Here is a 25,756-nt window from a genome sequence, read left to right as displayed (position 1 = left end):
GACGCGATCTACGTCGAGATTGCCCCGACCGTCAGAAAACTGCTCGCGCGTCGCTACTCGAAGTGCTCGACGGACTTCTGGTACTCTTCGGCGACTTTCTCCCAGTTGACGACCTCGAAGAAGGCATCGATAAAGCTCCCGCGATCGGGGCCGTAGTCGTAGTAGTAAGAGTGCTCCCAGACGTCAAGGGCCATGATCGGATGGGAGCCCCACAGCGCACCGTTGTCGTGTTTGTCGACCGCGACGTTGCGGAGTTGCTTGGCGACAGGATCGTATACGAGTAGTGCCCAGCCACCGGCAGCGCCCGCAGCGGCCTCGAATTCGGCCTTCCAGGCGTCGTAGGAGCCAAAGTCCTCCTCGATACGTGCCCGGAGGTCGCCGTCGGGCTCGCCGCCGCCGTTCGGGGACATGTTCTCCCAGAACAGCGTGTGTAGGTAGTGGCCCGAGCCGTTGTGCGTGACGTTACTCAGCGCACCACCAGTCGTCGAATGATCGCCTGCGGCGCGGTTCTCTTCGAGGGTCGCCTCGGCACTGTCGAGGCCGTTGACGTAGCCTTGATGGTGGGTATCGTGGTGCCACTCGAGGACCTGCTCTGAAATGTGGGGCTCGAGGGCATCGTACTCGTAGGGCAGGGGCGGCAATTCGGGATTGGAACGTTCTGGCATGTGATATTCCTCCAAATTTGATGACGGTCGGATGTCTGTTAAAGCTTGAGGAACCATTCGGTAACGTACCACATAGAGGCAAAGACGGCGATACGATTATCGCTCAGGTGGGTGTCGAGAAGTCCAACGCTTCGGCAGTCACGTCAAAAGCATCGAGCACCCATTCGCTCTCGGCAGGCGGATCGACCGTGGTCCCGGCGTCTTGGGCGAGTGCGACCGCCCTGAGGAACGATTCCAGCTGGTCGATCCGCGTCTCGACGGCTTCGACATCAAGCAACCGGGGGACCAGCGTGAGATACGTGGTTCCATCTACCGTCCGCGCATCGTCTTCGGTCAGGATTGGCACAGCCTCGTTGTCGTCGACGAACTGGTCTTTCCGCCGGATGGATCGGACCTCTATCGGTGACTCCACCGAGAACGACCCGTCGACAATCGCTTGCGGGAGCAGCACGTTGACATCTTCGAACGTGCTGTCGATGTAGGACTTGAACGTATAGCAGGTCGTCGATTCCATCCGGAGGCGCTGTTCGCCGACGACCGTCCCGATTACCGTACAGTTTTCGAGGATGGCTTCGCTCGCGACGACGTTCCCGACGACCGTTGTATCCACCAACCGCAGCCGAGATCCCATCACCGTCCCGCTGACGACCCCTGACTCGATCGAGACACTTCCGGGCGTTCCCACGTCGCCGTTGACGGACCCATCGTCGACTTCGACGCCTTCCTTTGCCATGACCGGACCGTCAATAGTCGCGCCGGGTTCGATGGTTACCGCCTGGCCATAGACACCATCTGTGACGGTCGCGTCTTCGTGGATCGTGACCGGCCGCTCAATCTCGGCCTGGCCAGTCGGAATCACCGCCCCTTCATATGTCTCTGCCTCGTCGACGATGGCTCGGGTTTCTTCGATTTTGCTCACGTCTGATCACCACCTTCGACAGCAATCGGGATGCTTTCACCGAGTGTGTCCTCAAGCGTATCAGCGAAGTCGATCTGCCCTGCGACGTCGCCCGTCGCGTACTGGCGAACAGTTGCCCCGATCGCGTCGCTCCGGATTGTCTTCGATGTCGTCTCAGCGTCCGAGGCGTCCGCGACTGTCCGAACCAGTGGGGCAAGGCCCTCTCGCTCACGCAGGCCGACTGGATACCACGCGTCGCTTTGACGGGTCAGATCTGCCGGCGCGTAGACATGCTGGTAGCGTTCCCCGTCTTGTTCGACGGTAACTGTCCAGAATGGTACTTGCACTCGATACGGCGACTCGACATGCTCGCCTGCCGGGACACGACTCTGCCGGATCTCCGTGAGGAACCGGTCGCGTCGCTCTAGCAGGTCGTCGATCGACTCATGGGTCGCGTCCAGTTCACTCTCTAAGGCCTCGATGTGCTCTTTTCCGATCTCGGCGTTGTCTCGTCGCATTTGGCGCCAGGTCTCGGTCACGTGCTCGTGGAACGGCTGTTCGATCTGGTCTTCGTACTCGTCTTCCTGAATCTCGAAGATATGGTCGCCGAGTTCTCGGATGCGGTCGTCGGCTTTCTCGTTGAGTTCTTGATGGCGCTGTGCGTACCGATCGTCGATGCGGTCGAGTTTCTCTTCGAGTTCTTTCTTTTCGGCCTCGACTTGCTCGCGCTCTGCCTCGATATGGGCCGGGATTGACCTGACGCTCGCGACTTTGTCCATCAGTTTCAGTTCCGCCTGGGCCTGAATGTTGTCGTTGATCGCCTCTAGAACCTTGTCGACGCCGTCCTGGATCGTTTCCTGCACCCCTTCGATCTTACCGATGATCGTCTTGAGGTCCTCACGGACACTGACGATCTTTCGCTGGATGTCCCGCAAGAGCGGGTGTAGGTCGTCGTTTGCCATTGTCAGTCCTCCTTCGAATAGCCGAACAGCTTCCCTTTCGCGAGGTGATACTTGTTGACTAGCCCGGATGCGCTCGTTCCCCCACGGGTCTCGAGAAGGACCTCGCGCTGGTGAACTTCCTCCTCGTGGTCGAGCCGTTCCTGGCTTACTTCTTCGATGCTTTCGAGTTTGGCCATCTTCTCTTGGTGCCGTTTGCGCTCCTCGGCTCTGATCACTTCGGCGCGCTCTTGGGCCTCCTCCTGGGCCTCTTCGATTTTCTCTTCCTCGTAATTGCGCATCTCGTCGATCGCCTCCTCCGTGGCGGTCTCGATCTCCGTCAGAGCCGCTTCTACGTCCGCCTCGAACGCTTCCCGTCGCTCGGCGGCGAGCCGATCGTATTTGGTCATGACGGCGCCGATCTCCGTGATCGCTCCTCGTTCGGCCTTGGCTTCCGTTTCGAGATCGCGAATCTTCGATCGGACTTCCTTGATCCGATCCCAGGCTGTCCGGATGGCCTCCTGTCGTTGTTCGAATTCACGTTCGGTGAGATCGGACTTCTGGTCCTCGATGTTCTCGTAGATCCGCCGTCGTTCGTCGTCCTTTTCGATCCACAGGCGGTCCCAAATCTCCTCGACGAGTTCGTCTTTCATGCGGTGTTTGGGCACCGGCTCGTCGTCGGCATCGAACCGTCCACGGCACGTCTCACAGAACCAGGTTGGTTCGCCCCCGTCGAATTCTACATCTAGCTCGGCGTACACGTCATCCTCGATGCAGTCCGGACAATAGAAGTTATAACTCGTCATCGAGGTGATGTCACTGGCGACATCGACGTGGTCATTCAGTCGCCTGATTGCGTCCGCTTTGGCCGTCGTGAGCGACTCGACGACGGTTTCACTTTCGTCTTTGACCGCTTGCAACGTTTCGTCAGGGTCAGTCTCGAAGGCCATCGTTTCCATTGTCTGCATTTGCTCGGCCTGCTCGGTCGCCGTTTCGAGCTCGAACTCCACAGCAGTAGATGGCACATCCGTCCCGATCCCTTCGTCCGGAATCGCCGTGACATTCTCGAGGACCGAACCAGATGTATCGGCGAGTGGGGCCTCGAAACTGACGGTCTCGGCGGCTTCGACTCGTGACCGCATCGTCTCGAGTCGCTGCTGGACCGTATTTTCGACGTCGTGGTTCGTATCCTGGACGATCGGGAACTCGGTATTTGCCCCGAAGGACGCGGTACTCGATTCGAGTCCGGCGAGGTCCTCGAACTGTTCGACTTCAAGTTCAGTTGGCACGACTGATCCGGTCGCGTCGTAGACCAGCGCACCGTCAGGCTGTGGGACCACGTGCCCGGTCCAGTAACGTTTCTCGGCCTGAACGACCGAGACGTTGGGCTCGGATTCGATAGAGAGATACGCGTATCCTGCCCCAACACCGACGCCGACGATACCCACAGCGATACCTGCGAGCAGTTCGATCGCGTAGGCGACGCCGAGTGCGAGAACGACACTCATCCCCGCGCCGAGGGCCGCGTACCGTACCCGGGTCCGTACGTCGTCCAGGTGCTCACGTATCGGATCGGCGACGGCGTCCGCGACGACGAGCGCTCCCTCCCGCTGTTCGTTGATCGGTGATCCGTCTGCGAAGATACCAGTTCGGATTCTCACACGTCTGTGCACCGTGTCCAGCAGTATAAAACCGCTTTCCACGGTATCAATTACCAAAAGTCGGTGAGGCTCTCCCTTATCAATCGCCAAGCAGACACTGGATACGGATCGACACTCCCTAGAAGCTTGGTGAGGTGGCCGGCTAACGTGTTTCCCTGACGACTCGGCTATTCTTCTCCCCGTGCCCGCTCGAACATCGCGAGTGCTTGCTCGCGGCGCTCGCTGTGATCGACGATCGGAGCGGGATACTCGGGCGCGTGCATCTCCCTGGCTCCTTGATCGAGTTCGTGCCAGCTGTGAATGACATCCGCCGGGACTCCCTCCAGTTCCGGCACGTACTCGCGGATGTACTCGCCGTCTGGATCGTAGCGTTCGCCCTGGGTCATCGGGTTGAAGATCCGGAAGTACGGTTGGGCGTCGGTCCCGGTCGAGGCCGCCCACTGCCAGCCGCCGTTGTCGTTTGCCGTGTCGTGATCGACCAGGCGCTGCCGGAACCACTCATAACCCTCTCGCCAGTCGATCAGCAGATCTTTTGTCAGGAACGCAGCGACGATCATCCGCACGCGATTGTGCATGTACGCCTCCGCTTGGAGCTGGCGCATTCCAGCGTCGACGATCGGATAGCCGGTCTCGCCTGCTTTCCAGGCAGCAAGTGCCGCCGGGTCCGCCCGCCATTCGATCGGCTGCTCGTAGGATTTGTAGTTCTCTTCGACGACCTCAGGGTTGAACCACAGTACTTGGGCGTAAAATTCGCGCCAGGCGAGTTGCGATTGGAACTCTTCGACAGACTCGCGTTCGGCGTCTGTGGTGGCCGCCTCCAGTGCCCGTTCGGTCGCTTCGTAGACCGTCCGGATGCCGATCGTTCCCCACTTCAGGTGCGCTGAGAGCCGTGATGTACAGTCATCGGCAGGGTAGTCCCGACGCTCCTCGTACCGGTAGATGTCCGCCTCGCAGAACGCTTCGAGCCGGTCGTGGGCGGCCGTGGTACTCGCTTCCGGGATCGTCGCGGTCGGCTGTTCGATGTCGAGGTCGGCCAGTGTCGGGATCGACGAGTCGGTCTCGATACTGACGAGATCGTCACTCGTGGGCGGGTCGACCGGCTCGTCTTTCGGGCGGTCGTGCCACTTGCGCCCGAAGTACGTAAACACCGAGTAGGGGTCGCCGTCGTTGGTGCGGATCGAGCCCGGCTCCTGAAGGACTGCCCCGTGGTCGGCGTCTCGGTCGATTCCGGCGTCTTCCAGTGCCTGCCTGACGGCGGTGTCCCGTTCGCGAGCCAACCCGGAGTAATCACGGTTCCAGGTGACCGTGGTCGCGTCCCGCTTTGTCGCGATTTCGGGGAGCGTCTCGACTGGATTGCCCTGGACGACGAGCAGATCACTGTCGAGCGAGCGGTAGGCCGACCGGAGGGCCTCGAGTGCCTCCAGCATGAACGCCACGCGGGGCGGTCCAGCGTGCTCGAGGACGGCCGAATCGAGCACGAACACCGGTAGTACTGGCTCTGTTGTGTCGGCGCCGCCCGAAGCCAGGGCCGGGTTGTCCTCGATCCGGAGGTCGCGTCGATGCCAGTGGATGCGCATAAGCCCACTCTCGTCTGGGAGCTACGTCAATGCACGGGCTCGGCCGCGCCGCGGTGTCATGGTGACCCGACTGGCCGTCCGGCTCCTCAATCCTTTTGGGGTCGACGGACCCACCTATCTTCAATGGCCACACCGGTACGCTCGGAGTTTGCCGACGACATTGCGACGGTGACGATCGACGCGGAAGCGACCCGCAACGTCTTGAACCCCGCTGTCGTCGCCGGCCTCGAAGACGCCCTGGATGACATCTCCGGAGCGCGCTGTCTCGTCGTCCAGGGAGCCGGTGAGACGTTCTGTGCGGGTGGGGACGTGACTGGCGTCATCAGGGAGGCGACCGGAGATCTTTCGGCAGATGCACTTCTGGACCGACTGGCGGCGATCGACGACATCATTCGTCGGATCGTCCACTTCCCAGCGCCAACGATCGCGGCGGTCGACGGGCCTGCCTTCGGGACAGGGGCGTCGCTTGCGCTGGCCTGTGATCTGATCGTCGCCAGCACGGCCGGCAAGATCGGATTCGGATTCCGGCGACTCGGCCTCGCTCCGGCCGGCGGCGCGACGTATCTCCTTCCCGAGGCCGTCGGACTGGCGACCGCAAAGGAGTTGCTCTTTACCGGGGCGTTACTCGACGCCACGCAGGCCGACCAGTACGGCCTGTTCGATCGCGTGTTCGGGGTCGAGGAGTTCCACCGCGGCCTCGCCCAACTCGTGGGTCGACTCGTCGATGCTCCCCGAGCCGTTCAGGCAGCGACCAAGCGCACACTCGGAGCTGATCGAGAACAGCTCGTGGCAGCCATGGCTGCGGAACGAGCGACACAGCGACACCTCCTCGGGACAGCTGCCCACCGTGAGTGTGTCCAGACCTTTCTCGACGGTGCCTAGCGTGTCGATACCGACTGACAGCTATAGCTTCGATTCGGCGTCTTCGGCGAGTTCTTTCATCCGCTTGCTCACGCGACCGGCATCGGAGAACTCGTCTTCGCTCATCGCGTTGGCCAGTGCGTTGCCCAGGACGAACACCGCATGTTTGTGTTCACTTTTTGACATGTGGACGTCCGCCGGGGTCACGTCGAGTTCTTCGTAGGGCTCGAAGAGGCTGTCATCGACAGCCTCCTGCTCGCGGAAGTAGTCTTTGATCGTCAACATCTGCTCGTGTAATTCGAGCAACTCGTCTTTGTGCATCCTTGTCTGAACTTACGGAGAATCCGGCTTAAGGATTGCCCGAGAAGCCCTACCAGACGATCGATCAGAAGACGTACTCGTCTTCGTGACCCATCATGCCGTCGTCCTCTAAGCCTGGTTCCTCCTCGTCGTCGATCGGCCCGCTTGTCTTGTAGGCCTTCAGGCCGGTCGAAAGGAGATCCTCGATCGCTTCCTCGCGGTTGAGAAACTCTCCTTCTTCGACCATCTGAGCGATCTGCATCTCGAGATGTTCCGGTACTGTGATCTCTACTTTCGCCATCGAGTCGTTGGGGGTTGCACGGAGGGGCATTTAAGCCTGACGGGCAGCATGCCACTCGTGGCACGATTCGTTCGTCGACTGAGAAATTTCTTTCCGGAAACTGGTCGGAAACGTTCACGTTCGGCCATCTCACGGCATATTTTGCGGTGTCCGCTTCCTCGCTCGTAATCGCCGATTTTGACGCGTCTGGCCCCTCTGTGCGTCCTGATTTCGAAATCTTCGCCGAGACAGGCTACCGTCAGCCCTTAATGGATTGTGCCCTAAGACGTGGTGAATGGAGTCAGCGCGTGCCAACGCGGTCGAATACGCTGGTGGAGACGGTTCGCTGGTCGTCGCTGGTCGGCCGATCGAGGCGTCGTCACTATCGCTGCTGGCTGATGGACGTGACGACGATCGGCCGTGGGTCGTCTGGCACGGTCCGGGTGAGCGAGTGACCGGTCTCGGCAGTGCGGCGACGATCACGGCGACTGGACCGGACCGCTTCGAGACAGTTCGCCACCGCGCACGCGAGTTGTTCGCCAATCGGACTGTCTCGGAGGCACTCCCGGCGTTCGCCACACCTCGCCTGTTCGGTGGCTTTGCCTTCCACGACGGCGGAGACGAGTCCCACGGTGAGCCAGACTGGGGCGGGTATCCCGATGCCAGGTTCGTGCTTCCATCGGTCGCAGTGATCGAACGTGACGGCGAGCAGTGGCTGACCGCCGCTGCCGTCGGTCCCGAGGCCGATGCCGACGTTGAACGGACACTCGACCGCTGGCAGACGACACTCGAGGCCGCCGAGCCGCCGACAGCAACCGGGTCACCCGGCATCCTGGCCCGGACCCAACTCCCGGACCGGGGTGCCTGGACGAAACAAGTCAGGTCGGCGGTCGAGCGCGTTGCCCGCGGCGATCTCAGGAAAGTCGTCCTCGCGGGCGCACAGTCGGTCCAATTGGCCGATACCCTGTCGGTGCCGGACGCGATTGATCGACTCGGATCGACGTATCCGGACTGTTATCGCTTTGCGCTCAGACCCGACGATTCCGATGCCGGGACGTTCTTCGGCGCGACACCGGAACGGCTGGTCGCTCGCCGCGGGCGGACCGTCGAGACGGCGGCATTGGCCGGGTCGACGGGCCGCGGCGAGACCAACGCCGAAGACGAGTGGCTGGCCGAGCAACTCCACGACAGCGAGAAAGACAGCCACGAGCACGCACTGGTCGTCGAAGCGATCCGCGAGCAACTCGACGGTGTCGCCGAGACCGTCGCGACGGGCGAGCGGTCGATCCGCCAGCTCGCAACCGTCCAGCACCTCCGGACCCCGATCCAGGCCACCCTCGCCGAGGACATCCACGTCCTCTCACTGGTCGCCCAACTCCACCCGACGCCGGCTGTCGGAGGGCTGCCGCCGAACGCGGCCCTCTCTGCGATCCGAGACGCCGAAGCCTTCGATCGTGGCTGGTATGCAGCCCCGATCGGGTGGTTCGACGCCGCGGGCGATGGGACCTTCGCCGTGGGCATCCGATCCGCCCTGGCGCGGGACCAGCAGGCGACGCTGTTTGCGGGCGCGGGGATCGTCGCCGATAGCGATCCAGACGAGGAGTGGGACGAGATACAACTGAAATACCAGCCGATCATCGACGCCTTACGATGACTGCGCCCAATCGGAGCGTCCTTTGGGCACAGACACTCGTCGCCGAACTAGCGGCCGCCGGGGTCAATCGAGCTGTCCTCGCACCAGGAAGCCGTTCGACGCCGCTGACGGTCGCATTCGCTGCCCACGAGGACGTCGAGGCCGTATCGTTGCTCGACGAACGGTCGGCTGGGTTCTACGCGCTGGGCCAGGCGGCACAGACCGGCGAGCCGACCGCAATCGTCACTACGTCAGGGACAGCGACGGCGAACCTGCACCCGGCCGTCATCGAAGCCGACGCTGCCCGCATCCCGCTCGTGGTTCTGACGGCGGATCGGCCCCCAGAACTCCACGACAGCGGTGCGAACCAGACGATCGATCAACAGCGGCTGTACGGCTCGGCCGTCCGACAGTCCCGGACACTGCCCGAACCAGCCCCTCGATCGCGGGCACTCCGCTCGCTCCGTGTGACGGCCGCCCGTGCGGTCCAATCGGCGACGGGCACGCCACCTGGACCCGTACATCTCAACGTTCCCTTCCGTAAACCGCTGGAGCCGACGCCGGTCGAAGGTGATGTGCCCGCCGATCTCGCCGATCGAGCACCGCTTGCCGTCGAGGGGCGCGAGGGGCCGTTCGTCGACGTCAGCACTGGCCGACCAACCCTCTCGGACGCGGCCCGCGACGACGTTGTCGACGCTATCGAGGACGCCGACCGCGGCTTGATCGTCGCTGGGCCGGCCAACCAGCCCTCACCGACGAGACCGGCACTCGCTGCCCTGGCCGAGGCGACCGGCTTTCCGGTGCTGGCTGATCCGCTCTCGGGACATCGGTTCGGCCACGACGGGGATGGCCCAGTCGTCTGTGGTGGCTACGATTCCTACCTTGGGGCCGCCGAGGCGTGGGACTGGCCCGACCCAGAGGTCGTCGTTCGGTTCGGTCGCTCGCCTACGTCGAAAGTCTGCCGACACTACTTACGGGACGCCCAGGCCCGCCAGTTCGTCGTCGACCCAGCCGGCCGATGGCCCGAAGCCGAATTCACGGCCACCGATCTGTTGGTCGCCGAGCCGACGGACCTCGCCGATGACCTGGCCACGCAGGTTTCGACACCCGGGAGCGAGGCGTGGCGAGCACGGTTCGCCGAGACCGAGCGCGCCTACTGGGCGCTGATCGAACAGCGCCGAGAGACAGCCGACTTCGAAGGGGCGATTCTGTCTCACATCGCGGCCGATGCCCCGGCTGGGGCGACGCTGGTCGTCTCGAATAGCATGCCGGTCCGTGATCTCGACCGGTTCGGCAAGCCCCGGGAGGCGTCCATCCGGGTCCTGGGCAATCGCGGGGCCAGTGGCATCGACGGTGTGACGAGTACGGCACTGGGGGCCGGAAGCGTCACCGACGGCCCGCTGGTCCTTGCGATCGGCGACCTGGCGTTCTATCACGACCTCACTGGCCTGTTGGCACTGGATCGTGGCGACGTCGAGGCGACGATCGTGCTGGTGAACAACGACGGCGGCGGCATTTTCCACATGCTGCCGATCGAAGCGTTCGACCCGCCCTTTAGGGACTTTTTCGAAACCCCTCACGGTCTCGATTTCTCGCCGGTCGCCGATCTCTTCGGCGCGACGTTCCTCAGCGTGGAGACGCCTGGGGCGTTTCCGGATCTCTATCGGGAGTCGTTGGCGTCCTCGGGGACCCAGATCATCGAGGTTCAGACGAATGCGACAGACAGCCACCGGACTCGCGAGGCGCTCGCCGACGACCTCGCTACGAGACTCCCATCACGGTCGGACGAGCGCGAACACGGCCAGTGAGAGGCCAAACGGGACCCACGTGACTGTCAACGTGAGGACCCCGGCCAACGTGAACGGATCGAGGCTTCCAAGCCCAACGGCTCCGACCGTGACAAGACTCCAGAAACCGAACGCGAGTGCCCCGACCTCGGGATGGAGACGAAATAGATCACGATGACGAGCGTACAGGCACCGACGACGAGATTGACGATCAACGAGAACGGCGGGTAGACACTCGATACGACGAGCATCGGATAGCAGATGAACGCTGCGAGCAAGAGCACGGCCGACTGACTGCCCGGAAACAGCCGGCTCCAGTTGAGCTCGTTCGAAGCGGTCGGTTGGCGGACGGCGTAGCCGGACCCGTTTGTCCAGCCGACGCCCTCGCCGTCGGCCTCGGCGACGTGTTCCCCGACAGTCCGGTCACTCGTTGTTTTCTGGCTCTCTGGCGGTTTGTCGGCGGGCTCTTCCCACCAGTCAGCTTCGGCTCTTCGGGTGTCTCTCGTCCACTCGCCGCGATTACGGCCTGTCGAAACAGTCTCTTCGCGGTTGTCGGGCGCTTGGTCGGCGGTGTTGTTGGCGTCTGTGGGCTCGTGTGCCGTCTGTTGGACGTAGGCTTCGTGGCCAAGCCGATCGTATTTGGCCCGTTCAGCCTCGTCCGCGAGGACGTCTCGCGCTTCGATGACGCGCTGGACGGTTTCGTGGGCGTCTTCCTCGTCGGTGACGTCCGGATGGGTCTCCTTGACACGCTCTCGGTACGCTGACTCGATTTCGTCGACGGTGGCGGATTCGGGGACGCCCAAGACGTCGTAGAACGTGCGGGCCATGTTCGCGGGGACTTTGGTGGACCCAGACAGTCACTGATAAAACATATACCGGTCTGTCCCTGGCCCCCATCCCGGGTGGAAATATTGCGGCTGTCAGTCGTATTTCTCGCGGAATTCCCCGATCAACTGCCCCATCTTCGCGTACCAATCGTTGAGTGTCCGCTGCATCTCGTCGGCGATCTCGTCTGGGTCTGTTGGATGGTAGACGTGATAGTACCCACCCTGTTCGTAGTTGACTTGCTCTTTCTGGATGAACCCGGATTGCAATAGCCGCTGGACCGACCGGTAGGCCGTCGAGCGCTCACGATCGACCGCGGCTGCGATCTCGTCGATCGTCTTTGGCTCCTCGGCGTCGGTCAAGGTGACGAACACTTCCCTGTCGAGGTCCTTGAGTCCGTGTACACACTCCAACAGTCCCTCACACTGCATGTCTTGATTGAGATATTCGACCATCGACGCTGACATTCTGTCTCAGTATTAGGCAGTTCCGTTCAAAAGTGTTGTGAGAGTTGTGCATCACTACCTTCGTGATTGGCGCTTTCGGCGTGGGCGGCACTTTCCGGTTGCTGACGTGGCTGTCATCGACGTGCGAATTCTGCCGGTTTCGATGACAGAGATCGTGACAGCCCCTCCGGAACAGTATTGTTTCGTTCGTTCAAAATACTTAACTTCGTACGGGGCGTACTCGTCGTCGAATGAGCGACGCAGAAGACATCGAACAGATCAAAGCCCAGAAAAAGAAGAGTTGCTGACGGACGAATCAACTGACGACACGACTGTCTCGCCCGACGAACCGGTTCACGTCGGCGGCGTCGGGGAGTTCGAGTCCGCAGTCGAGGAGTACGATACCGTCCTGGTCGACTTTTATGCGGACTGGTGTGGACCGTGCAAGATGCTCGAACCCGTTGTCGAGGAACTGGCGGCAGAGACCGACGCGGCAGTCCTGAAAGTCGATGTCGACGCCCATCAGGAACTCGCGAGCCAGCATCAGGTACGTGGTGTGCCGACAGTCGTCCTCTTTGCAGGCGGCGAGGTTGCCGAGCAGGTCGTCGGTGTTCGTGACAAGAGTCACTACGCCTCGTTGATCGAGCGCCACGGGGCCTGATTGTCGGCGCTGGTCACTGCTGAGACCATTCTCATCGTTGGCTGGCTAGCAGAGAGTTCCCGGATCAAGCCGCTTTTCGGCGGCCGATTTTCGGCCACGACGTGCCTTGTAGGTCCCGATAGGTGGAGCCCGGCCACCGAACGGCGGAAAGATGGTGACAAGGCTTATCATGGCTCGCCTGTCATGATAGCGCATAGATGGAAGAAGCGTACGTCCGTCTGTTGTGTCCCGACTGTGGCAAAGACTGGGAATCGACGCCTCGTGACCTTCCCGCGCCCGACGAGACGTTCGCCTGTCCGGCGTGTGACGAACAGCGACGCCTCTCTGAGTTCATGCGCACCGAGCACGACCTCGAAACCGTACGCGAGTTACAGTAAGGGACTACCCGCTGGTCGCTGACCGCGCGCCGCAGGCTTCACAGCGGAGCAACATGGCTCCTTGCTCGTTGACCAATCGTGTGTCCGGGAGGCCACACTCCGAGCAGAAGACGAACTCTTCGGTATAGGCGTCGATCGCGTTTGCAATCCGGCGCTCGCGGAACTCGCCAGTGAGGCGAGCGCGCCCGCTTTCGTCGATGTGACCACTGGTCCCCAACTCGTTTTGCAGGAACTTCATCACGTGATCGTCGTCCCGAGAGAGACGCCGCGTCGTCGCTTGGAAGTTCTCGTAGACTGTGACGTTGCCCTCCTGGCGGACGTCTGGATCGGGGACGTCGAACCGCTCGGAACTGGCGTCGATCTCGGGCGTCTCTTCGATGGCCCGATCGAGCATGTCGTCGTAGTCCATACTCCTTGGTTGCTAACCGGCGAGTAAAAACCTTTCAACCCACGTCGGTACTTCCTGGATGGTGCAGCCAATCCTCTCAGTTTAATGAATGGATTGGGCCGATTCGCAGAGATAAATATGGCAAATCAACCGTTAGGGACGCCGTGCTTTCCGGAGACGTTTGGTAACAGTACTCAGAGTAGTACTATAACCCTCGAATCATTACAGGCAAGTGACCATGAAAAAGCAGGAGCTCATTCATCTCCATGGGCTGCTCGCGCAGGTACGTGACCACTACGAAGAGAACAAAGGCGAGGAGGTCACACACGAGCGATACACTGACCTCGGCGTCAAGCCGACATCGATCCACAAGTCCAAAACAGACCACAAGGCGGCTGTGTTTGCACTTGCCGACGGCATCACTGACGAACTCGAGGCGACAGACGCCGAGCGCGTCTCCGCTGCTGCGGACTGAACACGACTTTTCGGCTGCGGTAGACTGGCCACCAGCGGCAGGGCTGTGGCCTGATCGGATCCGTCTCCCGCCGTCGCTGGCCACTGCAGTCTGTCGTGTCGATAGCACATTCGCAGACCTAGCGGTTGAGACCCACGGCGGGCTCTACAGTAATCCCCGAACGCAGATCCGCTACTGCAACTGGTTCGTTTAGGCAGTCCCGCTACGAAAACGTACTGGCGGCAAGTCCCCAGCTGGCCTGCCGTCGATGCCCGTCTCACTGGACCGACAGCGGTGGCCGGCTATTCGTCGATGAGTTCCTCGAACTCCGGGAGTACGTCGTCCTCACGTGAGTCGTCCGTTTGGTCGTCGGTCGTCGCCGTGGTTGTCTCCGCGTCGACATCATCGCTGGTGTCGTCTGAGGTCTCACTTTCGGCTTGGTCTTCATCGTCGTCTTCATCCTCGACTTCTTCGATTTCGAGGACATCCAGTGGGATGTTCTCTAAGCGCTGGCCGATCTCTTTGCGGGCGATGCGGGCGGCGTGTTCGTCGCGCTCGACGTTGAAGACCGTCATCTCCAGTTCCAGGGCGACCAGACTCTCGTCGGCAGCGAGAAACGCCGGTTCGAGGTCGTCGCCACAATGCGGACACCGGCGTTCGCCCATGTTGATCTCGACGTAATTGAGATCGGGATTCAGCATCTCGCCCGTTTTCGAGATCGCGATGCGGACCGCCTCGTCCGGTGTTTCGACGTCGTAGACGGGCACAGCCGCTTCGACGACAACTCGACAGTTCATACGAATTTGTTCTATCGCCTCCGATAAGAAGGTTAGCCCCTCGCGAGACACGAAACCGACAAAGGGGTCCGATTCCGAGAGTAATCGAATGCACGAGGGGACGCTGTCGGAGGCTGCTGTCGGCCCGTTCGACCTACAAGCGACCGTCGAGAGTGGCCAGTCGTATCTCTGGGATCGGGACGACGACCGGATGTACGAGGGCGAGGATCCCGACGGCGGTGAGGCCTGGTACGTCACCGTCGTCCGGCCCGAAACGGAACCGACACTCGATGACGCTCACTCCGGTCCCGAAGTCGTTCGCGTCCGCCAAACAGGGGGCGCTCTACAGTGGCAAGGGACCTTCGACGCAGACGCGACGCTTCGACATCGCCTGCGACTGGACGACGATCTTGCGGCGATCCGGGCGGCGACGCCGAACGAATCGCCCCTTACGGCTGCTTTCGATCGCTACTGGGGGATGCGGCTGGTCCGTGATCCTCCCTTCGAGACGCTGATCTCGTTTATCTGTTCGGCCCAGATGCGTGTGGGTCGGATCTTCGAGATGCAACGCGCGCTGGCCGACGCGTTCGGCGAGTCGGTCACCTTCGACGGCGACACGTATCACGCATATCCGACTCCAGAAGCGTTAGCGGGCGCCAGCGAAGCGGAACTACGGGACCTAGGTCTTGGGTATCGTGCCCCGTACGTCAAGCGAAGCGCGGAGATGGTCGCCGGCGGCGAAGCTCACCCGGCCGACGCGAGCGAGCGCCCCTACGAAGACGCCCGTGACTCACTCACACAGTTCGTCGGTGTCGGGGAGAAGGTCGCAGACTGTGTGGCGCTGTTCTCGCTTGGCTTCCTCGAAGCGGTACCCCTGGATACCTGGATCCAGACGACCATCGAGGAGTACTTCCCGGACTGTGACCGGGGCTCGTACGCCGAGACGTCCCGGGCGATTCGGCAACGGCTCGGGGGTGAGTACGCCGGGTACGCCCAGACGTACCTGTTTCATCATCTCCGGAACGGCGGCGGAACCTAGTGCTGTTTGGCGACTTCGAATCGACAGGAGCGTTTTTCCGATCGTCGCCCCAACAGTTGTCCATGAGCCAACGAGCGCGCGCACACGTTCTGGTTTCCGGCCGCGTTCAGGGCGTGTTCTTCCGGGCGACGACCCAGCAAACTGCCCGAGAACGGGGCGTCGACGGGTGGGTGACGAACCTCGCTGACGGGCGCGTCGAGGCTGTCTTCGAAGGCCCCCAAGCCGATGTCGAGGCGATGGTCGACTTCTGTCACGATGGGAGTCCCCAGGCCGCTGTCGAGGACGTGACTGTCGAATACGAGTCGCCAGTGGGACTGGACGGCTTCGAGATCAAACGCTGAGAACAGGGCGATCAGATCTCGGCAATCGAATCGTATTCCGCCCAACACTCACACTCCAGATCGTCCATCGAGGTCACTTCGTCCGGGAGATCAGACACGGGCATCCACCCGCTGTCCTGTTTCTCGCAGTCGTCGTCGTGAATAGAGAAGTCGTCGTCCGCCATCAGCGGCATGGTAACGGACGTTGGGTATCGATGCCCAAAAGCGGACGGTCCTGGTTTCAATATTTGAAATCTGAACAGTTAACCCGACTGCGAGTCAACGACGGCCCATGAGTTTCGGGACTGTCATCACCGGCGCGGAAATGGGTGTTATCGACGCCAACGCCACCGCCTTGGGGGTGTCACGAAAGCAGTTGATGGAATCGAGCGGTAACGCCGTCGCTGCGGCCGTGACGGACGTCGCAACACCGGACGATCGCGTCGAGATCGTCGCCGGACGTGGAAACAACGGTGGTGACGCGTTCGTCGCCGCTCGCTTTCTCGAGGCCTTTCCCGTTCGCGTCACGTTGCTGGGTCGTCCTGAATCGATCACGACTGACATCGCTCGCGAGAACTGGACGGCACTCGAACGGACCGACATCGAGACGCGCACTGTCACCGACTCGACGGCGTTCGATCTCGACGACCCCGACGTGATCGTCGATGCGATGCTCGGCACCGGTATCGCCGGCCCGGTACGTGAACCCGTCGCGACTGCGAGCGCGGCGATCAACGATGCCGAGGCAACCGTCGTCAGCGTCGATGTCCCGTCTGGACTCGACGCTGCCTCGGGGACGCTTGCCGAAAATGCCGTCGACCCGGATCACATCGTCACGTTTCACAAGCCCAAGCCCGGGCTTGCAGACGTAGACGCACCAGTTGAGGTCGCGGACATCGGTATCCCCGACGCTGCCGAGCGCGTCGTCGAACGTGGTGATCTCCGCCGCCTCTCCCGGCCGGCCAATAGCCACAAGGGTGCGTTCGGCGAGGTACTGATCGTCGGTGGCGGTCCCTACACCGGTGGGCCGGCTCTCGCGGCACAGTCGGCCCTCCGTGCGGGCGCTGATCTCGTCCGGGTGGCCTGTCCCGAGACGATCGCCCCGGAGATCCAGGGCTACAGCGAGAACCTGATCGTCCGCTCGTTCGACGGCGACCGACTCTCCCCCGAGAACGTCACGCGCGTTCTCGACCTGGCAGCCGACCACGATAGCGTCGTCGTTGGCCCCGGTCTCGGGCGAGCCGACGAAACGTTGCAAGCGGCCCGCGCGTTCCTCGAAGAGTACGAGGGACGGGCGATCGTCGACGCCGACCCGCTCGCGATCGTCTCGGCTGTCGAGACGGACGCCACACTGATCTGTACCCCACACGCCAGTGAGTTCGAGCGTATGGGCGGGCGCTCGATGGACGACCTGGCGGCACGGACGACAGCCGTCGCGGACCTGGCTGGCGATCTCGATGGAACAATCCTCCTGAAAGGACCCGACGATATCATCTCGGACGGCACGCAGACGCGCATCAACCGCACTGGGAACCCCGGCATGACCGTCGGCGGCACCGGCGACGTGCTGGCGGGGGTTACGGGAGCACTCGCGGCCACACTCGATCCTCACCCCGCCGCATCGCTCGGTGCGTTCGTCACCGGGCGGGCCGGTGATCTAGTCGTCGACGAGCAGGGCTACGGGCTCGTCGCGACGGATCTCCCGGATGCGGTGTCGCGTGTACTGTGGCGTGATCGGATCGAGTGAGCTCGACCGGGTGCAGTGCGTTCACGACGCGGCCGGTACAATCACAAGTACACGGGGCAATACCCGAACGATGCCGACGATCAGTGAGACGTATTTGGAGAACCGCTGGCGGGTCCAGCCCAACCACGCCAACAACTACGGCACCGTCCACGGTGGCAACGTCATGAAGTGGATGGACGAACTCGGCGCGATGTCGGCGATGCGGGCCTCGGGCGAGCCCTGCGTCACGGCTTCGATCGACGAGATGAACTTTCACCGTCCGGTGCCGACTGGCGATATCGTCGTCATCGAGTCTTATGCCTACGCGACCGGTCGCACGAGCGTCAAAGTCGCTCTGGAGGCTGCCCGCGAGGACCCAGCCACGGGTGATCGAGAAGTGACCACCGGATCCAGATTCGTCTTCGTGGCTATCGACGAGGACGGCTCGCCGATCAGCGTCCCTGACCTGACCGCTGAGGGCGATCGCTGTAAACAGTTACGTGAACGGGCGCTCGAACGGGAACGGGACGACGACTGATCGGCGCTGGCTCGCCGGCGGCTGGCACGCACTCCTCAGGCTGTGGCTTCGCCGAGGTTGCCTGCTTTCGACCGTGATTGCTCGATGATCGCCGGTCGGCCTTCGAACTCGACGACGATCTGCTCGCCGTACTCGACGCTTTCGACGTGCGCGTGGTCGTGAATCCAGGAGACGACGCTCATCGCATCGTTCGACATCGGCAAGACGAGTCGTTCGCGTTCGAGTGCTGGCAGTTCCGCGTCGATACGGTCCCGGAGCCCATCGACGTTCTCGCCCGTTCGCGCGCTGACGGCGACTGGGTTCGGGGCCAACGCGGAGAGTTGCTCGCGTTTGTGCTGTAGTTCGTCTGCCTCGACCGTATCGATCTTGTTGAGGACCGTGAGGATCGGGGCCTCGTTGCGTTCATACAGCGTGTCGTGAGACGTGACGAGTTTCTCACGGATCTGTTCGATCGGTTCGCTGACGTCGACGACCAGCAAGACGAGATCGGCCCGGTAGACCGAATCCAGCGTCGACTTGAACGATTCGACCAGCCAGTGGGGCAGATCCGAGATGAACCCGACGGTGTCGGTCACGAGCACGTCCCGTCGGTCGATATCTGCTCGCCGGGTCGTCGTGCCCAGTGTCGTAAACAGTCGATCCTCGGACTCGGCTGTCGGGTCCAAGTCCGGGTGGACGTCTTCGTTTTCCCCGACGTCGAGATCGGCAGCGAGTCGGCGCAACAGCGTCGACTTTCCGGCGTTCGTGTACCCTGCCAGCGCGACGAGATCGAAGCCCGATTCCCGGCGTTGTTCGCGACGATGCTGGTCGGTCTGTTCGATCTGTTCGAGTTCGTCTCGGATCCGCGAAATCTGGGCTTTGATGTCCTCTTCGCGGCTCTCGTCGTACTCGCCAAGACCCATAAACCCCGGTCGCTCGTCGCGTTTGGCCAAGCTGGCTTTTGCCTCGGCCCGCGGGAGTTCGTAGCGTAACTCCGCGAGTTCGACCTGGAGTTGGGCTTTGCGTGTCTGGGCACGCTGGCCGAAGATTTCCAGAATGAGTCGGAACCGATCGAGCAGCCGGACGCTCTCGGGGAGTTCGGTCCCGAGATTGAACGTCTGATACGGCCCGAGCTGGTTGTCGAAGATCACGAGACTCGCGTCGGCTTCTCGGACGCGCTCGGCGACCTCGCTGGCTTTGCCTTTCCCGATGTGGTAGGCCGGATCTTCGGTTCTGGTCTGTGTCACGACTCCGGCGACGCGATAGCCGGCAGCAGCAGTCAACCGCTCGATTTCGTCGGTGTTGGCACTCCCGTCTTCGACACGCTTGACGATGATCGCTGCGTCGGTATCTTCGGTTGTCCCAGTCACTCAACGGGGCCTACGTCGTGGGTGTTATTCAAGCCTCGGTCGGTGCGCTCGACGGAGCGATTGCAAAGGGGAACGAAGGGGGCAGTGCCCCCTGCGTGTGACAATACGGAGCCGGTTGGCTCCACGCTGGTGTACGTTCTAGAACAGCATAAGTCCTGAGACCGTTATCAGACGCTGAAAGGACAGGCCGACCCGTGGTTTCAGTCCTCGCCTGCCGGGTCGTCGAGGAGTGGGCTGACGTCGGCGTGGTCGTCGAGGAGTTCCTGCATCCGCTCGACGGTCCCCGGACTGCGCGTCGGCCCGGTCTTGAGGAAGTCCTCGGTGCGATCGATCACCATTCGGGTATCCGATTGCAAGAGGAGAACCGGTACCCCTTCCTCTTCGGCCCGCCCGACGATGGCACTCGACGGTCGGAACCCGCCACCGAGGACGATACACTTGATGCCGGACGCTTCCAGGGCCGCCGTGATGATTTCCGGCCGATCGCCGCTGGTGATCATCACCGCGTTTTGCATCCGGCGGAACTGCGTCAGTGCTGACTCACCGGACATCGCGCCGACGGTAAACCGTTCGACGAACAGATCCGTACCGGCGTTTTCAGTCAGTACTTCGGCACCGAGCCGTTCAGCCAAGTCGTCGACCGTCAGCCCGGCCAGTTCCTGGACGCGTGGGACGACGCCCAGAACCGGGATGTCACGATTTTCGAGGAACGGTACGACATCGGTCGTCAACTGATCGAACACCGAGTCGGGGACGGCGTTGAACAGGACGCCGGCCAGTGAATCACCGAGCGTCTCGGCGGCGGCCAGGATGTCGTCGACGTCTTCTGGTTCGTCGTATCGTGAGAGCAGCACAACCTTGGCATCGAGCATCTCGGCGATGTCGTTGTCCGTCAGATCGACGATACCGCCAGTGACGAGCCGGTCGGTGCCTTCGATGACCATCATGTCACGGTCGCTGGCCATCTTCTCGTAGTTCTCTAAGACTCGATCGCGCAGTTCCGCAGGCTTTTCCCGACCCTGGATGGCTTCCTGGACGAAGGTGGGCGTGTAGACGATCGGTTCCAGTTCGTGCATCTCGGCGTCCAGCCCCAGCAGTTGCCGCGCGAGCATCGGATCCTCGTCTCTGGTTTTCCCGGTTGCACTCTGGAGGCGGGTGCCTTTCGGCTTCATGTAGCCGACGCTATGGCCGGCTGCGTCGCCGAGCTTTGCAATCGCCAGAGAAACAGCGGTTTTCCCGGTCGCTTCTTCGGTTGAGGTAACCAGTATCGGGTCCATGTGAACCCTTACGATGCCGACTGATTTAAAGCTCCTCCCGATCGCCGTCCAGTCCGGGGGGACTTACAGCTCTTCCTGGTCGACTGTCAGGCGGATGTCGACTGCCGAGACACCGTCCGGTGTCGCGACGAGTGGGTTGATGTCGAGCTCGAGGATCGACGGGAAGTCGGTAACGAGCTGTGAGATGCGCTGGATGGTCTCGACGACAGCGGCTTCGTCCACTGGCTCCCGGCCACGCGCGCCACGAAGTAGTGGCGCGGACTCGATTTCGTCGATCATCTCTTCGGCTTCGGGTTCACTGACTGGTGCGACCCGGAACGTGGCGTCTTCGAGCACTTCCACGAAGATCCCGCCCAGTCCGAACATCACGAGTGGACCGAACTGCGGGTCGCGGTTGATGCCGACGATGGTTTCGGTACCGTCGTCGAGATCGGCCATCTCCTGAAGCTGGACGCCCAGAATCGTCGCGTCGGGCTGGTAGTTTCGTGCCCGGGCAATGAGATCGTCGTAGGTGTCGGCGACCTCGTCGTCGGGGACGCCGACTTCGACGCCGCCGATGTCTGATTTGTGGAGGATATCCGGGCTGACGATCTTCATCACGACGTTGCCGTCGATCTCGCCGGCCGCCTGGACAGCTTCGGTCTTGTTCGTCGCGATGGCACTGTCGGGCATCGGGATACCGTAGGCCTCGAGCAGTTCCATGGCTTCGACGCCGAGTTTGTTGGTGTCTCGCTCTTTGGTCCGTTCGAGGATCTCACGGGCACGCTCGCGGTCGACGTCGAAGTCGGTCGAGGCGACGTACTCGTGGCTCTGGATTTCGGCGTACTCCCAGAGGGCGTCCAGACTGTTGACACCACGTGCTGGATCGAAATACGAGGGGATCCCGGCCTTACCGAGCATCTCGGCTGGTTTTTCGGCAGTTTCGCCGCCCATCAGGCTGGCTGCCATCGGGACGCCGTATTCCTCGTGTTTGTCGATCATGACGTCTGCGAGTGCCTCGAAGTCGATCGACTGGGGCGAGGAGACGACGATGACCGAGCCGACGTTCGGATCGTCGAGGACGATATCGAGTGCCTGTTCGTAGGTTTCCGCGGAGGCGTCCCCGAGCACGTCGACCGGATTGAAGATGTTTGCTTCCTCGGGCATCGCTTCCTCGAGGCCTTCCAGGGTCTCGTCGGTGAACGATGCCATTTCGAGGCTCGAATCACCGATCGCGTCAGTGGCCATCACGCCGGGTCCGCCGGCGTTGGTGACGATCGCGATGTTGTTGCTCTCGGGCAGGGGCTGGTCGCCCAGAATCGTCGCGAAGTCGAACAGTTCTTGGACGCTGTTGGCCCGGATCACACCAGCCTGTTCGAGGCCGGCCTCGTAGGCACGCTCGCTGCCGGCGATCGCCCCGGTGTGAGAGGCCGCGGCGGAGGCACCGGCTTCCGTGCGACCGGACTTGACTGCGACGATCGGCGTCTCTTTGGTGACCTCTCTGGCGGTCTCGATGAACTCTCGACCGTTTTCGATGTCTTCGAGGTAGCCGAGGATCACGTCGGTATCGGGATCGTCGCCCCAGTAGTCGATGAACGACCCTTCGTCGAGGACAGCTTTGTTGCCAAGCGAGACGATGTCGTTGAACCCGACGTTGTGGTCGCCGGCCCAGTCGAGGACAGCCGAGATGAACGCCCCGGACTGGCTCATAAAGGAGATGTTGCCCTCTATGGCCGATTTCTCGGTGAACGTGGCGTTCATGCCGAGTGACGTCGAGATGACCCCCAGGCAGTTGGGGCCGACGAGGTTGATATCGTACTCGGTGGCGATCTCTCGCATCTCTTGTTCGCGCTTGACGCCCTCACTGCCGGACTCGCCGAACCCGGCTGTAATGACCGCGACGTCCTGGATCCCGGCTTCTCCGGCATCCTGCAGCACGCTGTTGACGATCTGTGGTGGGACGACCACGACGGCGAGATCGATACCGTCGACGTCGGTGAGAGTGTCGTAACACTCCAGTCCGAATACGTCCTCGGAACTGGGATTGATCGGCACGACGTCTCCGACGTAGCCGTCCAGAAGGTTCTCCATGATAGCCCGCCCGACGGAGCCGTCGCTTTCGGTGGCTCCGACCACTGCAACTCGCTCGGGCGCGAATAAGGTATCTAATTGGCCCATCGTATCCCTTGGAAGTCGGGCATCGCGGGGGAAATATTTACCTGAATCGTTGCCGTCTGGTACAGATTGACGTGCACATTCTTCGACCGGAGGGGCGTGAAAACGCCGGATTTCGAAAGCGGGGTGTGATACCGACTGTCGATTATTGTACTGATATTTCTACCTGTGGCCGGGGTTCGTGGCCCACCGCATCGACCGGCCTCGAAGCTCGCCTCGTTACTCGGATCTTTAAGGCTCGCTTTCGAAATACGGCTGATGAGTGACCAATCAGTGGATCCCGCGCCCCGGGAACTGGTGGCCGAACTCCTCGGCACGCTCCAGGAGCTACAGCGGACGGTCGGGGCCGGGTCACAGCACCGTCGTGGCCTCGACCGCCTGCGACGATTTACGACCGAGGTGACGATCCCGGCGACGATTCTGGTCCTCCAGACGAACATCAAGCTACTCCAATTGCTACAGCGAGCGCTCGAACTGGCCGACGATACTGACCGACCGGTCGAGGAGTCGACGGCCCCGGCAGTTGGCCGGTCCGTCGTCGATCGAATCGACGAGGCTCTTTCGGAGGTCCAGTCCAGAATCGATACCGAATCAGCCGACGAACGGACGACCGAACTGCTCTCGGACGCCCAGCGGCTCAACCGACGGCTCGAAGAGCAACTGCCCGAAAAGGCCCAAGACGACGCGGTGGCCGTCGACGTCGACGCGGAACTGGCCTCCCTCAAAGCGCAGTACGACGCCGGTCCCACAGACGGGCCAGACACCGACGAGCGAAACGGCGACGGCGAGTGATGGCCGCTGAGAGCGGGGTGGGCAAAATCAATCGTTTTCCGTTTCAGGCTCGATAGTTCCTGTCGATGAAGTCACTGGACGATCTCATCGACGGTGCCGAGGAACTCACTGGACTGGGCCTCTCGAAAGGCGAAATCGCGGACGAGTTGAACGTTTCCCGGGAGACTGCAAGCTGGCTGGTCGAGCAGACCGACGGTGGCGACGCCGCCGACAGCACTACCGAGAAACCCCACGACATCCACGTCGACTGGAGTGCAGTGGGCCGAGACAGCCAACGACTGTCCTACGTCGGTCGCGCGATGGCGGATCTCCTCTCGAAAGAAGGCGAAGCGGTCGACTTGACGATCGGGATCGGCAAATCTGGCGGACCGCTGGCGACGACCGTCGCGCGCGATCTCGAAACGGACCTGAGCGTCTATACGCCGAGCAAGCACCGCTGGGACGACGACGAACAGGAGGATGTTGGGTCGTTCTCGCGGAACTTCGCGTCGATCCGTGATCGGGACTGCTACATCGTCGACGACAACATCGACACGGGCAAGACGATGACAGAGACCATCCAGGTTGTCCGTGAACGCGGTGGTAATCCAGTCGCCGGTGTCGTTCTCACGGATAAACACGGCGACGATACGGTCGAAGGCGTGCCGATCTACTCGCTCATTCAGATCGTCCAGATGACCGACGCTTGAACGGTCGGCGACGCCATTCGTCGTTCATTGCCAACAGCTACGGCCGGGCATTCGGTGTCTCGTCTGAAGCGCTCATCAGAGCTAACCGAAAGTGGGAAACTGTTCGCTTCGGTATGGCGGAGCATGCTCTCACTCGCGCTTGCCGGCAAGCCAAACGCCGGCAAGTCCACCTTCTATCGCGCGGCGACGATGGCTGACGTCGACGTCGCTAACTACCCGTTTACGACGATCGACGCGAATCGCGGAGTGAGCCACGTCCGCACCGACTGTCCGTGTCTCGACCGCGAGCAGCGCTGTGACAGCGATCATTGTCACGACGGGAAACGGTACGTTCCCGTCGAGTTGCTCGATGTCGCCGGGTTAGTCCCAGGTGCCCACGAGGGGCGAGGACTGGGTAACCAGTTCCTCGACGAGTTGACCGACGCCGACGCGATCTTGCACGTCGTCGACGCGGCCGGGGCGACCGACGAAGAAGGCGAACCGGTCGGGGTCGGCGAACACGATCCCGTCGAGGATCTGGATTTCATCGAAGAAGAGATGGACCTCTGGCTGGCGAGCGTCGTCGAACGCAACTGGGAGACCGTCGAGCGCCAGTCCCGCTCGCCGGATTTCGATCTCGACGAGGCACTGACGGAGTTTCTGACGGGCGTGGGCGCGACGGAACTCGACGTCGCCCGGACGCTCCGGAGTGTGGAGTATCCCGCGGACCCGATCGCCTGGACCGACGATCACCGCGAGGCTCTGGCCCGGGAGATTCGCGAGCGGACCAAACCCATCGTCGTCGTCGCGAACAAGGCCGACGCCGCCAGCTCCGAGAACGTCCAGCGGCTCAAAGAGCGCAACGAGGCGACGATCCCGTCGACGGCCGATGGCGAACTCGCCCTCCGTCGGGCGAGCGAGGCAGACGCCCTCGCGTACGACCCGGGCGACGAGGATTTCGAGATCCACGGGGAGGTCAGCGACGACCAACGGCAGGGACTCGAACAGATCCGCGAGGTAATGGCCGATCACGGTGGGACGGGCGTCCAGACCGCACTGGACGAGGCGGCATACGACGTCCTCGATCACATCACTGTCTACCCGGTCCAAGACGAAACCCACTGGACCGACGGCCAGGGGAACATGCTACCCGACGCGTTCCTCCTCCCAGACGGATCGACGCCGCTGGATTTGGCCTACGCCGTCCACTCGGACATCGGTGACGGGTACCTCCACGCCGTCGACGCCCGCGAGAACAGACGGATCGCCGAGGACACGGAACTCGAAGAGGGAGACGTCATCAAGATCGTCTCGACAGCGAACTGACCGGCGAACACAATGACAGCAGATACCGTTCCAGTCGAGG

Annotated in this window: 28 protein-coding genes; 13 read left to right on the top strand and 15 right to left on the bottom strand. The window is 62.1% G+C overall.

Going from position 1 to position 25,756, the window contains the following annotated elements; translation table 11 throughout:
* Positions 1-53: 53 nt before the first annotated feature.
* The 5 genes from sod to Hrd1104_RS06600 form a co-directional block, all read right to left on the bottom strand.
* Complete coding sequence (gene sod, locus Hrd1104_RS06620) at positions 54-665, bottom strand: superoxide dismutase (protein ID WP_154552006.1); 612 nt, start codon at positions 663-665, stop codon at positions 54-56.
* A gap of 103 nt (positions 666-768) precedes the next feature.
* On the bottom strand, positions 769-1,584 hold the full coding sequence (locus Hrd1104_RS06615) for a polymer-forming cytoskeletal protein (protein WP_154552005.1): 816 nt from the start codon (positions 1,582-1,584) through the stop codon (positions 769-771).
* Positions 1,581-2,525, bottom strand: a complete 945-nt coding sequence (locus tag Hrd1104_RS06610; protein WP_154552004.1) for a hypothetical protein — start codon at positions 2,523-2,525, stop codon at positions 1,581-1,583. Before Hrd1104_RS06610 ends, Hrd1104_RS06615 begins: the two co-directional genes overlap by 4 nt.
* Positions 2,526-2,527: 2 nt before the next feature.
* Positions 2,528-4,162, bottom strand: coding sequence for a hypothetical protein (locus Hrd1104_RS06605; RefSeq protein ID WP_154552003.1), 1,635 nt, complete (start codon positions 4,160-4,162; stop codon positions 2,528-2,530).
* 167 nt (positions 4,163-4,329) lie between these two features.
* On the bottom strand, positions 4,330-5,739 hold the full coding sequence (locus tag Hrd1104_RS06600; RefSeq protein ID WP_154552002.1) for a deoxyribodipyrimidine photo-lyase: 1,410 nt from the start codon (positions 5,737-5,739) through the stop codon (positions 4,330-4,332).
* 123 nt (positions 5,740-5,862) lie between these two features.
* Between Hrd1104_RS06600 and Hrd1104_RS06595 the strand changes: the two genes are divergently transcribed.
* Complete coding sequence (locus tag Hrd1104_RS06595) at positions 5,863-6,621, top strand: enoyl-CoA hydratase/isomerase family protein (protein WP_154552001.1); 759 nt, start codon at positions 5,863-5,865, stop codon at positions 6,619-6,621.
* Positions 6,622-6,642: 21 nt separating this feature from the next.
* On the opposite strand, the gene Hrd1104_RS06590 is transcribed toward Hrd1104_RS06595, so the two are convergent.
* Positions 6,643-6,921: a UPF0058 family protein gene (locus Hrd1104_RS06590; RefSeq protein WP_154552000.1), complete on the bottom strand. Its 279-nt coding sequence runs from the start codon at positions 6,919-6,921 to the stop codon at positions 6,643-6,645.
* A 64-nt stretch (positions 6,922-6,985) separates the two neighbouring features.
* On the bottom strand, positions 6,986-7,201 hold the full coding sequence (locus Hrd1104_RS06585) for a ribbon-helix-helix domain-containing protein (RefSeq protein WP_154551999.1): 216 nt from the start codon (positions 7,199-7,201) through the stop codon (positions 6,986-6,988).
* A gap of 274 nt (positions 7,202-7,475) precedes the next feature.
* Between Hrd1104_RS06585 and Hrd1104_RS06580 the strand changes: the two genes are divergently transcribed.
* Both Hrd1104_RS06580 and menD read left to right on the top strand, forming a co-directional pair.
* Positions 7,476-8,834, top strand: coding sequence for an isochorismate synthase MenF (locus Hrd1104_RS06580; protein WP_154551998.1), 1,359 nt, complete (start codon positions 7,476-7,478; stop codon positions 8,832-8,834).
* Positions 8,831-10,621: a 2-succinyl-5-enolpyruvyl-6-hydroxy-3-cyclohexene-1-carboxylic-acid synthase gene (gene menD, locus Hrd1104_RS06575; RefSeq protein WP_154551997.1), complete on the top strand. Its 1,791-nt coding sequence runs from the start codon at positions 8,831-8,833 to the stop codon at positions 10,619-10,621. Before Hrd1104_RS06580 ends, menD begins: the two co-directional genes overlap by 4 nt.
* Positions 10,622-10,647: 26 nt before the next feature.
* Here menD and Hrd1104_RS06570 read toward each other — a convergent pair whose 3' ends face one another.
* Together Hrd1104_RS06570 and Hrd1104_RS06565 are read right to left on the bottom strand one after the other, a co-directional pair.
* Positions 10,648-11,427, bottom strand: a complete 780-nt coding sequence (locus tag Hrd1104_RS06570) for a J domain-containing protein (RefSeq protein WP_229770559.1) — start codon at positions 11,425-11,427, stop codon at positions 10,648-10,650.
* Between the two features lie 93 nt (positions 11,428-11,520).
* Entirely contained in the window at positions 11,521-11,892 is a 372-nt protein-coding gene (locus tag Hrd1104_RS06565; RefSeq protein WP_154551996.1) for a helix-turn-helix domain-containing protein, read from the bottom strand.
* Between the two features lie 280 nt (positions 11,893-12,172).
* Between Hrd1104_RS06565 and trxA the strand changes: the two genes are divergently transcribed.
* On the top strand, positions 12,173-12,532 hold the full coding sequence (trxA, locus tag Hrd1104_RS06560; RefSeq protein ID WP_229770558.1) for a thioredoxin: 360 nt from the start codon (positions 12,173-12,175) through the stop codon (positions 12,530-12,532).
* A gap of 197 nt (positions 12,533-12,729) precedes the next feature.
* A complete protein-coding gene (locus tag Hrd1104_RS06555) occupies positions 12,730-12,909 on the top strand; it encodes a hypothetical protein (RefSeq protein WP_154551994.1) in 180 nt (59 codons plus the stop codon).
* Between the two features lie 4 nt (positions 12,910-12,913).
* Here Hrd1104_RS06555 and Hrd1104_RS06550 read toward each other — a convergent pair whose 3' ends face one another.
* Positions 12,914-13,318, bottom strand: a complete 405-nt coding sequence (locus Hrd1104_RS06550; RefSeq protein ID WP_154551993.1) for a translation initiation factor IF-2 subunit beta — start codon at positions 13,316-13,318, stop codon at positions 12,914-12,916.
* A gap of 217 nt (positions 13,319-13,535) precedes the next feature.
* Here Hrd1104_RS06550 and Hrd1104_RS06545 point away from each other — a divergent pair, with 217 nt between their 5' ends.
* Positions 13,536-13,772: a UPF0058 family protein gene (locus Hrd1104_RS06545; RefSeq protein ID WP_154551992.1), complete on the top strand. Its 237-nt coding sequence runs from the start codon at positions 13,536-13,538 to the stop codon at positions 13,770-13,772.
* Between the two features lie 281 nt (positions 13,773-14,053).
* On the opposite strand, the gene Hrd1104_RS06540 is transcribed toward Hrd1104_RS06545, so the two are convergent.
* On the bottom strand, positions 14,054-14,548 hold the full coding sequence (locus Hrd1104_RS06540) for a DUF555 domain-containing protein (protein ID WP_154551991.1): 495 nt from the start codon (positions 14,546-14,548) through the stop codon (positions 14,054-14,056).
* A gap of 88 nt (positions 14,549-14,636) precedes the next feature.
* On the opposite strand from Hrd1104_RS06540, the gene Hrd1104_RS06535 reads away from it, so the two are divergent.
* Positions 14,637-15,566, top strand: coding sequence for a DNA-3-methyladenine glycosylase (locus Hrd1104_RS06535; RefSeq protein WP_154551990.1), 930 nt, complete (start codon positions 14,637-14,639; stop codon positions 15,564-15,566).
* Positions 15,567-15,628: 62 nt separating this feature from the next.
* Positions 15,629-15,907 (top strand): acylphosphatase, encoded by a 279-nt coding sequence (locus Hrd1104_RS06530; RefSeq protein ID WP_154551989.1) that lies wholly within the window; start codon positions 15,629-15,631, stop codon positions 15,905-15,907.
* An 11-nt stretch (positions 15,908-15,918) separates the two neighbouring features.
* Here the strand turns inward: Hrd1104_RS06530 and Hrd1104_RS13070 are convergent, their stop codons facing one another.
* Positions 15,919-16,071: a hypothetical protein gene (locus tag Hrd1104_RS13070; protein ID WP_229770591.1), complete on the bottom strand. Its 153-nt coding sequence runs from the start codon at positions 16,069-16,071 to the stop codon at positions 15,919-15,921.
* 107 nt (positions 16,072-16,178) lie between these two features.
* Here Hrd1104_RS13070 and Hrd1104_RS06525 point away from each other — a divergent pair, with 107 nt between their 5' ends.
* Positions 16,179-17,633, top strand: a complete 1,455-nt coding sequence (locus Hrd1104_RS06525) for an NAD(P)H-hydrate dehydratase (protein ID WP_154551988.1) — start codon at positions 16,179-16,181, stop codon at positions 17,631-17,633.
* A gap of 70 nt (positions 17,634-17,703) precedes the next feature.
* The gene (locus tag Hrd1104_RS06520; RefSeq protein WP_154551987.1) at positions 17,704-18,150 is read left to right on the top strand and encodes an acyl-CoA thioesterase; all 447 of its coding nucleotides are present in this window, start codon (positions 17,704-17,706) and stop codon (positions 18,148-18,150) included.
* A gap of 35 nt (positions 18,151-18,185) precedes the next feature.
* Here the strand turns inward: Hrd1104_RS06520 and hflX are convergent, their stop codons facing one another.
* From hflX to Hrd1104_RS06505, 3 genes are all read right to left on the bottom strand, one after another.
* Positions 18,186-19,499 carry a GTPase HflX gene (gene hflX / locus Hrd1104_RS06515; RefSeq protein ID WP_154551986.1) on the bottom strand — a complete coding sequence of 438 codons (1,314 nt, stop codon included), beginning with the start codon at positions 19,497-19,499 and terminating at the stop codon, positions 18,186-18,188.
* Positions 19,500-19,699: 200 nt separating this feature from the next.
* Entirely contained in the window at positions 19,700-20,776 is a 1,077-nt protein-coding gene (locus Hrd1104_RS06510) for a phosphotransacetylase family protein (protein ID WP_154551985.1), read from the bottom strand.
* A 63-nt stretch (positions 20,777-20,839) separates the two neighbouring features.
* On the bottom strand, positions 20,840-22,933 hold the full coding sequence (locus Hrd1104_RS06505; protein ID WP_154551984.1) for an acetate--CoA ligase family protein: 2,094 nt from the start codon (positions 22,931-22,933) through the stop codon (positions 20,840-20,842).
* A 255-nt stretch (positions 22,934-23,188) separates the two neighbouring features.
* Here Hrd1104_RS06505 and Hrd1104_RS06500 point away from each other — a divergent pair, with 255 nt between their 5' ends.
* The 3 genes from Hrd1104_RS06500 to Hrd1104_RS06490 all read left to right on the top strand — a co-directional run bounded on the left by Hrd1104_RS06500 (position 23,189) and on the right by Hrd1104_RS06490 (position 25,716).
* A complete protein-coding gene (locus tag Hrd1104_RS06500; protein ID WP_154551983.1) occupies positions 23,189-23,722 on the top strand; it encodes a hypothetical protein in 534 nt (177 codons plus the stop codon).
* A 65-nt stretch (positions 23,723-23,787) separates the two neighbouring features.
* Positions 23,788-24,411: a transcriptional regulator GfcR gene (gene gfcR, locus Hrd1104_RS06495; RefSeq protein WP_154551982.1), complete on the top strand. Its 624-nt coding sequence runs from the start codon at positions 23,788-23,790 to the stop codon at positions 24,409-24,411.
* 123 nt (positions 24,412-24,534) lie between these two features.
* Positions 24,535-25,716, top strand: coding sequence for a redox-regulated ATPase YchF (locus tag Hrd1104_RS06490; RefSeq protein ID WP_154551981.1), 1,182 nt, complete (start codon positions 24,535-24,537; stop codon positions 25,714-25,716).
* The last annotated feature ends 40 nt before the right edge of the window (positions 25,717-25,756 follow it).

Origin of the sequence: Halorhabdus sp. CBA1104 (assembly GCF_009690625.1) — an archaeon.
Taxonomy (GTDB): Archaea; Halobacteriota; Halobacteria; order Halobacteriales; family Haloarculaceae; genus Halorhabdus.
Note: the sequence above shows the minus strand (reverse complement) of the source record. Positions and strands in the feature narration are given on the sequence as shown.

Bases quoted from the DNA above. Each gene is read 5' to 3' on its own strand.
- sod (WP_154552006.1), bottom strand. From the start codon at position 665: ATGCCAGAACGTTCCAATCCCGAATTGCCGCCCCTGCCCTACGAGTAC.
- Hrd1104_RS06610 (WP_154552004.1), bottom strand. From the start codon at position 2,525: ATGGCAAACGACGACCTACACCCGCTCTTGCGGGACATCCAGCGAAAG.
- Hrd1104_RS06600 (WP_154552002.1), bottom strand. From the start codon at position 5,739: ATGCGCATCCACTGGCATCGACGCGACCTCCGGATCGAGGACAACCCG.
- Hrd1104_RS06595 (WP_154552001.1), top strand. From the start codon at position 5,863: ATGGCCACACCGGTACGCTCGGAGTTTGCCGACGACATTGCGACGGTG.
- Hrd1104_RS06590 (WP_154552000.1), bottom strand. From the start codon at position 6,921: ATGCACAAAGACGAGTTGCTCGAATTACACGAGCAGATGTTGACGATC.
- Hrd1104_RS06585 (WP_154551999.1), bottom strand. From the start codon at position 7,201: ATGGCGAAAGTAGAGATCACAGTACCGGAACATCTCGAGATGCAGATC.
- Hrd1104_RS06580 (WP_154551998.1), top strand. From the start codon at position 7,476: ATGGAGTCAGCGCGTGCCAACGCGGTCGAATACGCTGGTGGAGACGGT.
- menD (WP_154551997.1), top strand. From the start codon at position 8,831: ATGACTGCGCCCAATCGGAGCGTCCTTTGGGCACAGACACTCGTCGCC.
- Hrd1104_RS06570 (WP_229770559.1), bottom strand. From the start codon at position 11,427: ATGGCCCGCACGTTCTACGACGTCTTGGGCGTCCCCGAATCCGCCACC.
- Hrd1104_RS06565 (WP_154551996.1), bottom strand. From the start codon at position 11,892: ATGTCAGCGTCGATGGTCGAATATCTCAATCAAGACATGCAGTGTGAG.
- Hrd1104_RS06555 (WP_154551994.1), top strand. From the start codon at position 12,730: ATGGAAGAAGCGTACGTCCGTCTGTTGTGTCCCGACTGTGGCAAAGAC.
- Hrd1104_RS06550 (WP_154551993.1), bottom strand. From the start codon at position 13,318: ATGGACTACGACGACATGCTCGATCGGGCCATCGAAGAGACGCCCGAG.
- Hrd1104_RS06545 (WP_154551992.1), top strand. From the start codon at position 13,536: ATGAAAAAGCAGGAGCTCATTCATCTCCATGGGCTGCTCGCGCAGGTA.
- Hrd1104_RS06540 (WP_154551991.1), bottom strand. From the start codon at position 14,548: ATGAACTGTCGAGTTGTCGTCGAAGCGGCTGTGCCCGTCTACGACGTC.
- Hrd1104_RS06535 (WP_154551990.1), top strand. From the start codon at position 14,637: ATGCACGAGGGGACGCTGTCGGAGGCTGCTGTCGGCCCGTTCGACCTA.
- Hrd1104_RS06530 (WP_154551989.1), top strand. From the start codon at position 15,629: ATGAGCCAACGAGCGCGCGCACACGTTCTGGTTTCCGGCCGCGTTCAG.
- Hrd1104_RS13070 (WP_229770591.1), bottom strand. From the start codon at position 16,071: ATGGCGGACGACGACTTCTCTATTCACGACGACGACTGCGAGAAACAG.
- Hrd1104_RS06525 (WP_154551988.1), top strand. From the start codon at position 16,179: ATGAGTTTCGGGACTGTCATCACCGGCGCGGAAATGGGTGTTATCGAC.
- Hrd1104_RS06520 (WP_154551987.1), top strand. From the start codon at position 17,704: ATGCCGACGATCAGTGAGACGTATTTGGAGAACCGCTGGCGGGTCCAG.
- Hrd1104_RS06510 (WP_154551985.1), bottom strand. From the start codon at position 20,776: ATGGACCCGATACTGGTTACCTCAACCGAAGAAGCGACCGGGAAAACC.
- Hrd1104_RS06505 (WP_154551984.1), bottom strand. From the start codon at position 22,933: ATGGGCCAATTAGATACCTTATTCGCGCCCGAGCGAGTTGCAGTGGTC.
- Hrd1104_RS06500 (WP_154551983.1), top strand. From the start codon at position 23,189: ATGAGTGACCAATCAGTGGATCCCGCGCCCCGGGAACTGGTGGCCGAA.
- gfcR (WP_154551982.1), top strand. From the start codon at position 23,788: ATGAAGTCACTGGACGATCTCATCGACGGTGCCGAGGAACTCACTGGA.
- Hrd1104_RS06490 (WP_154551981.1), top strand. From the start codon at position 24,535: ATGCTCTCACTCGCGCTTGCCGGCAAGCCAAACGCCGGCAAGTCCACC.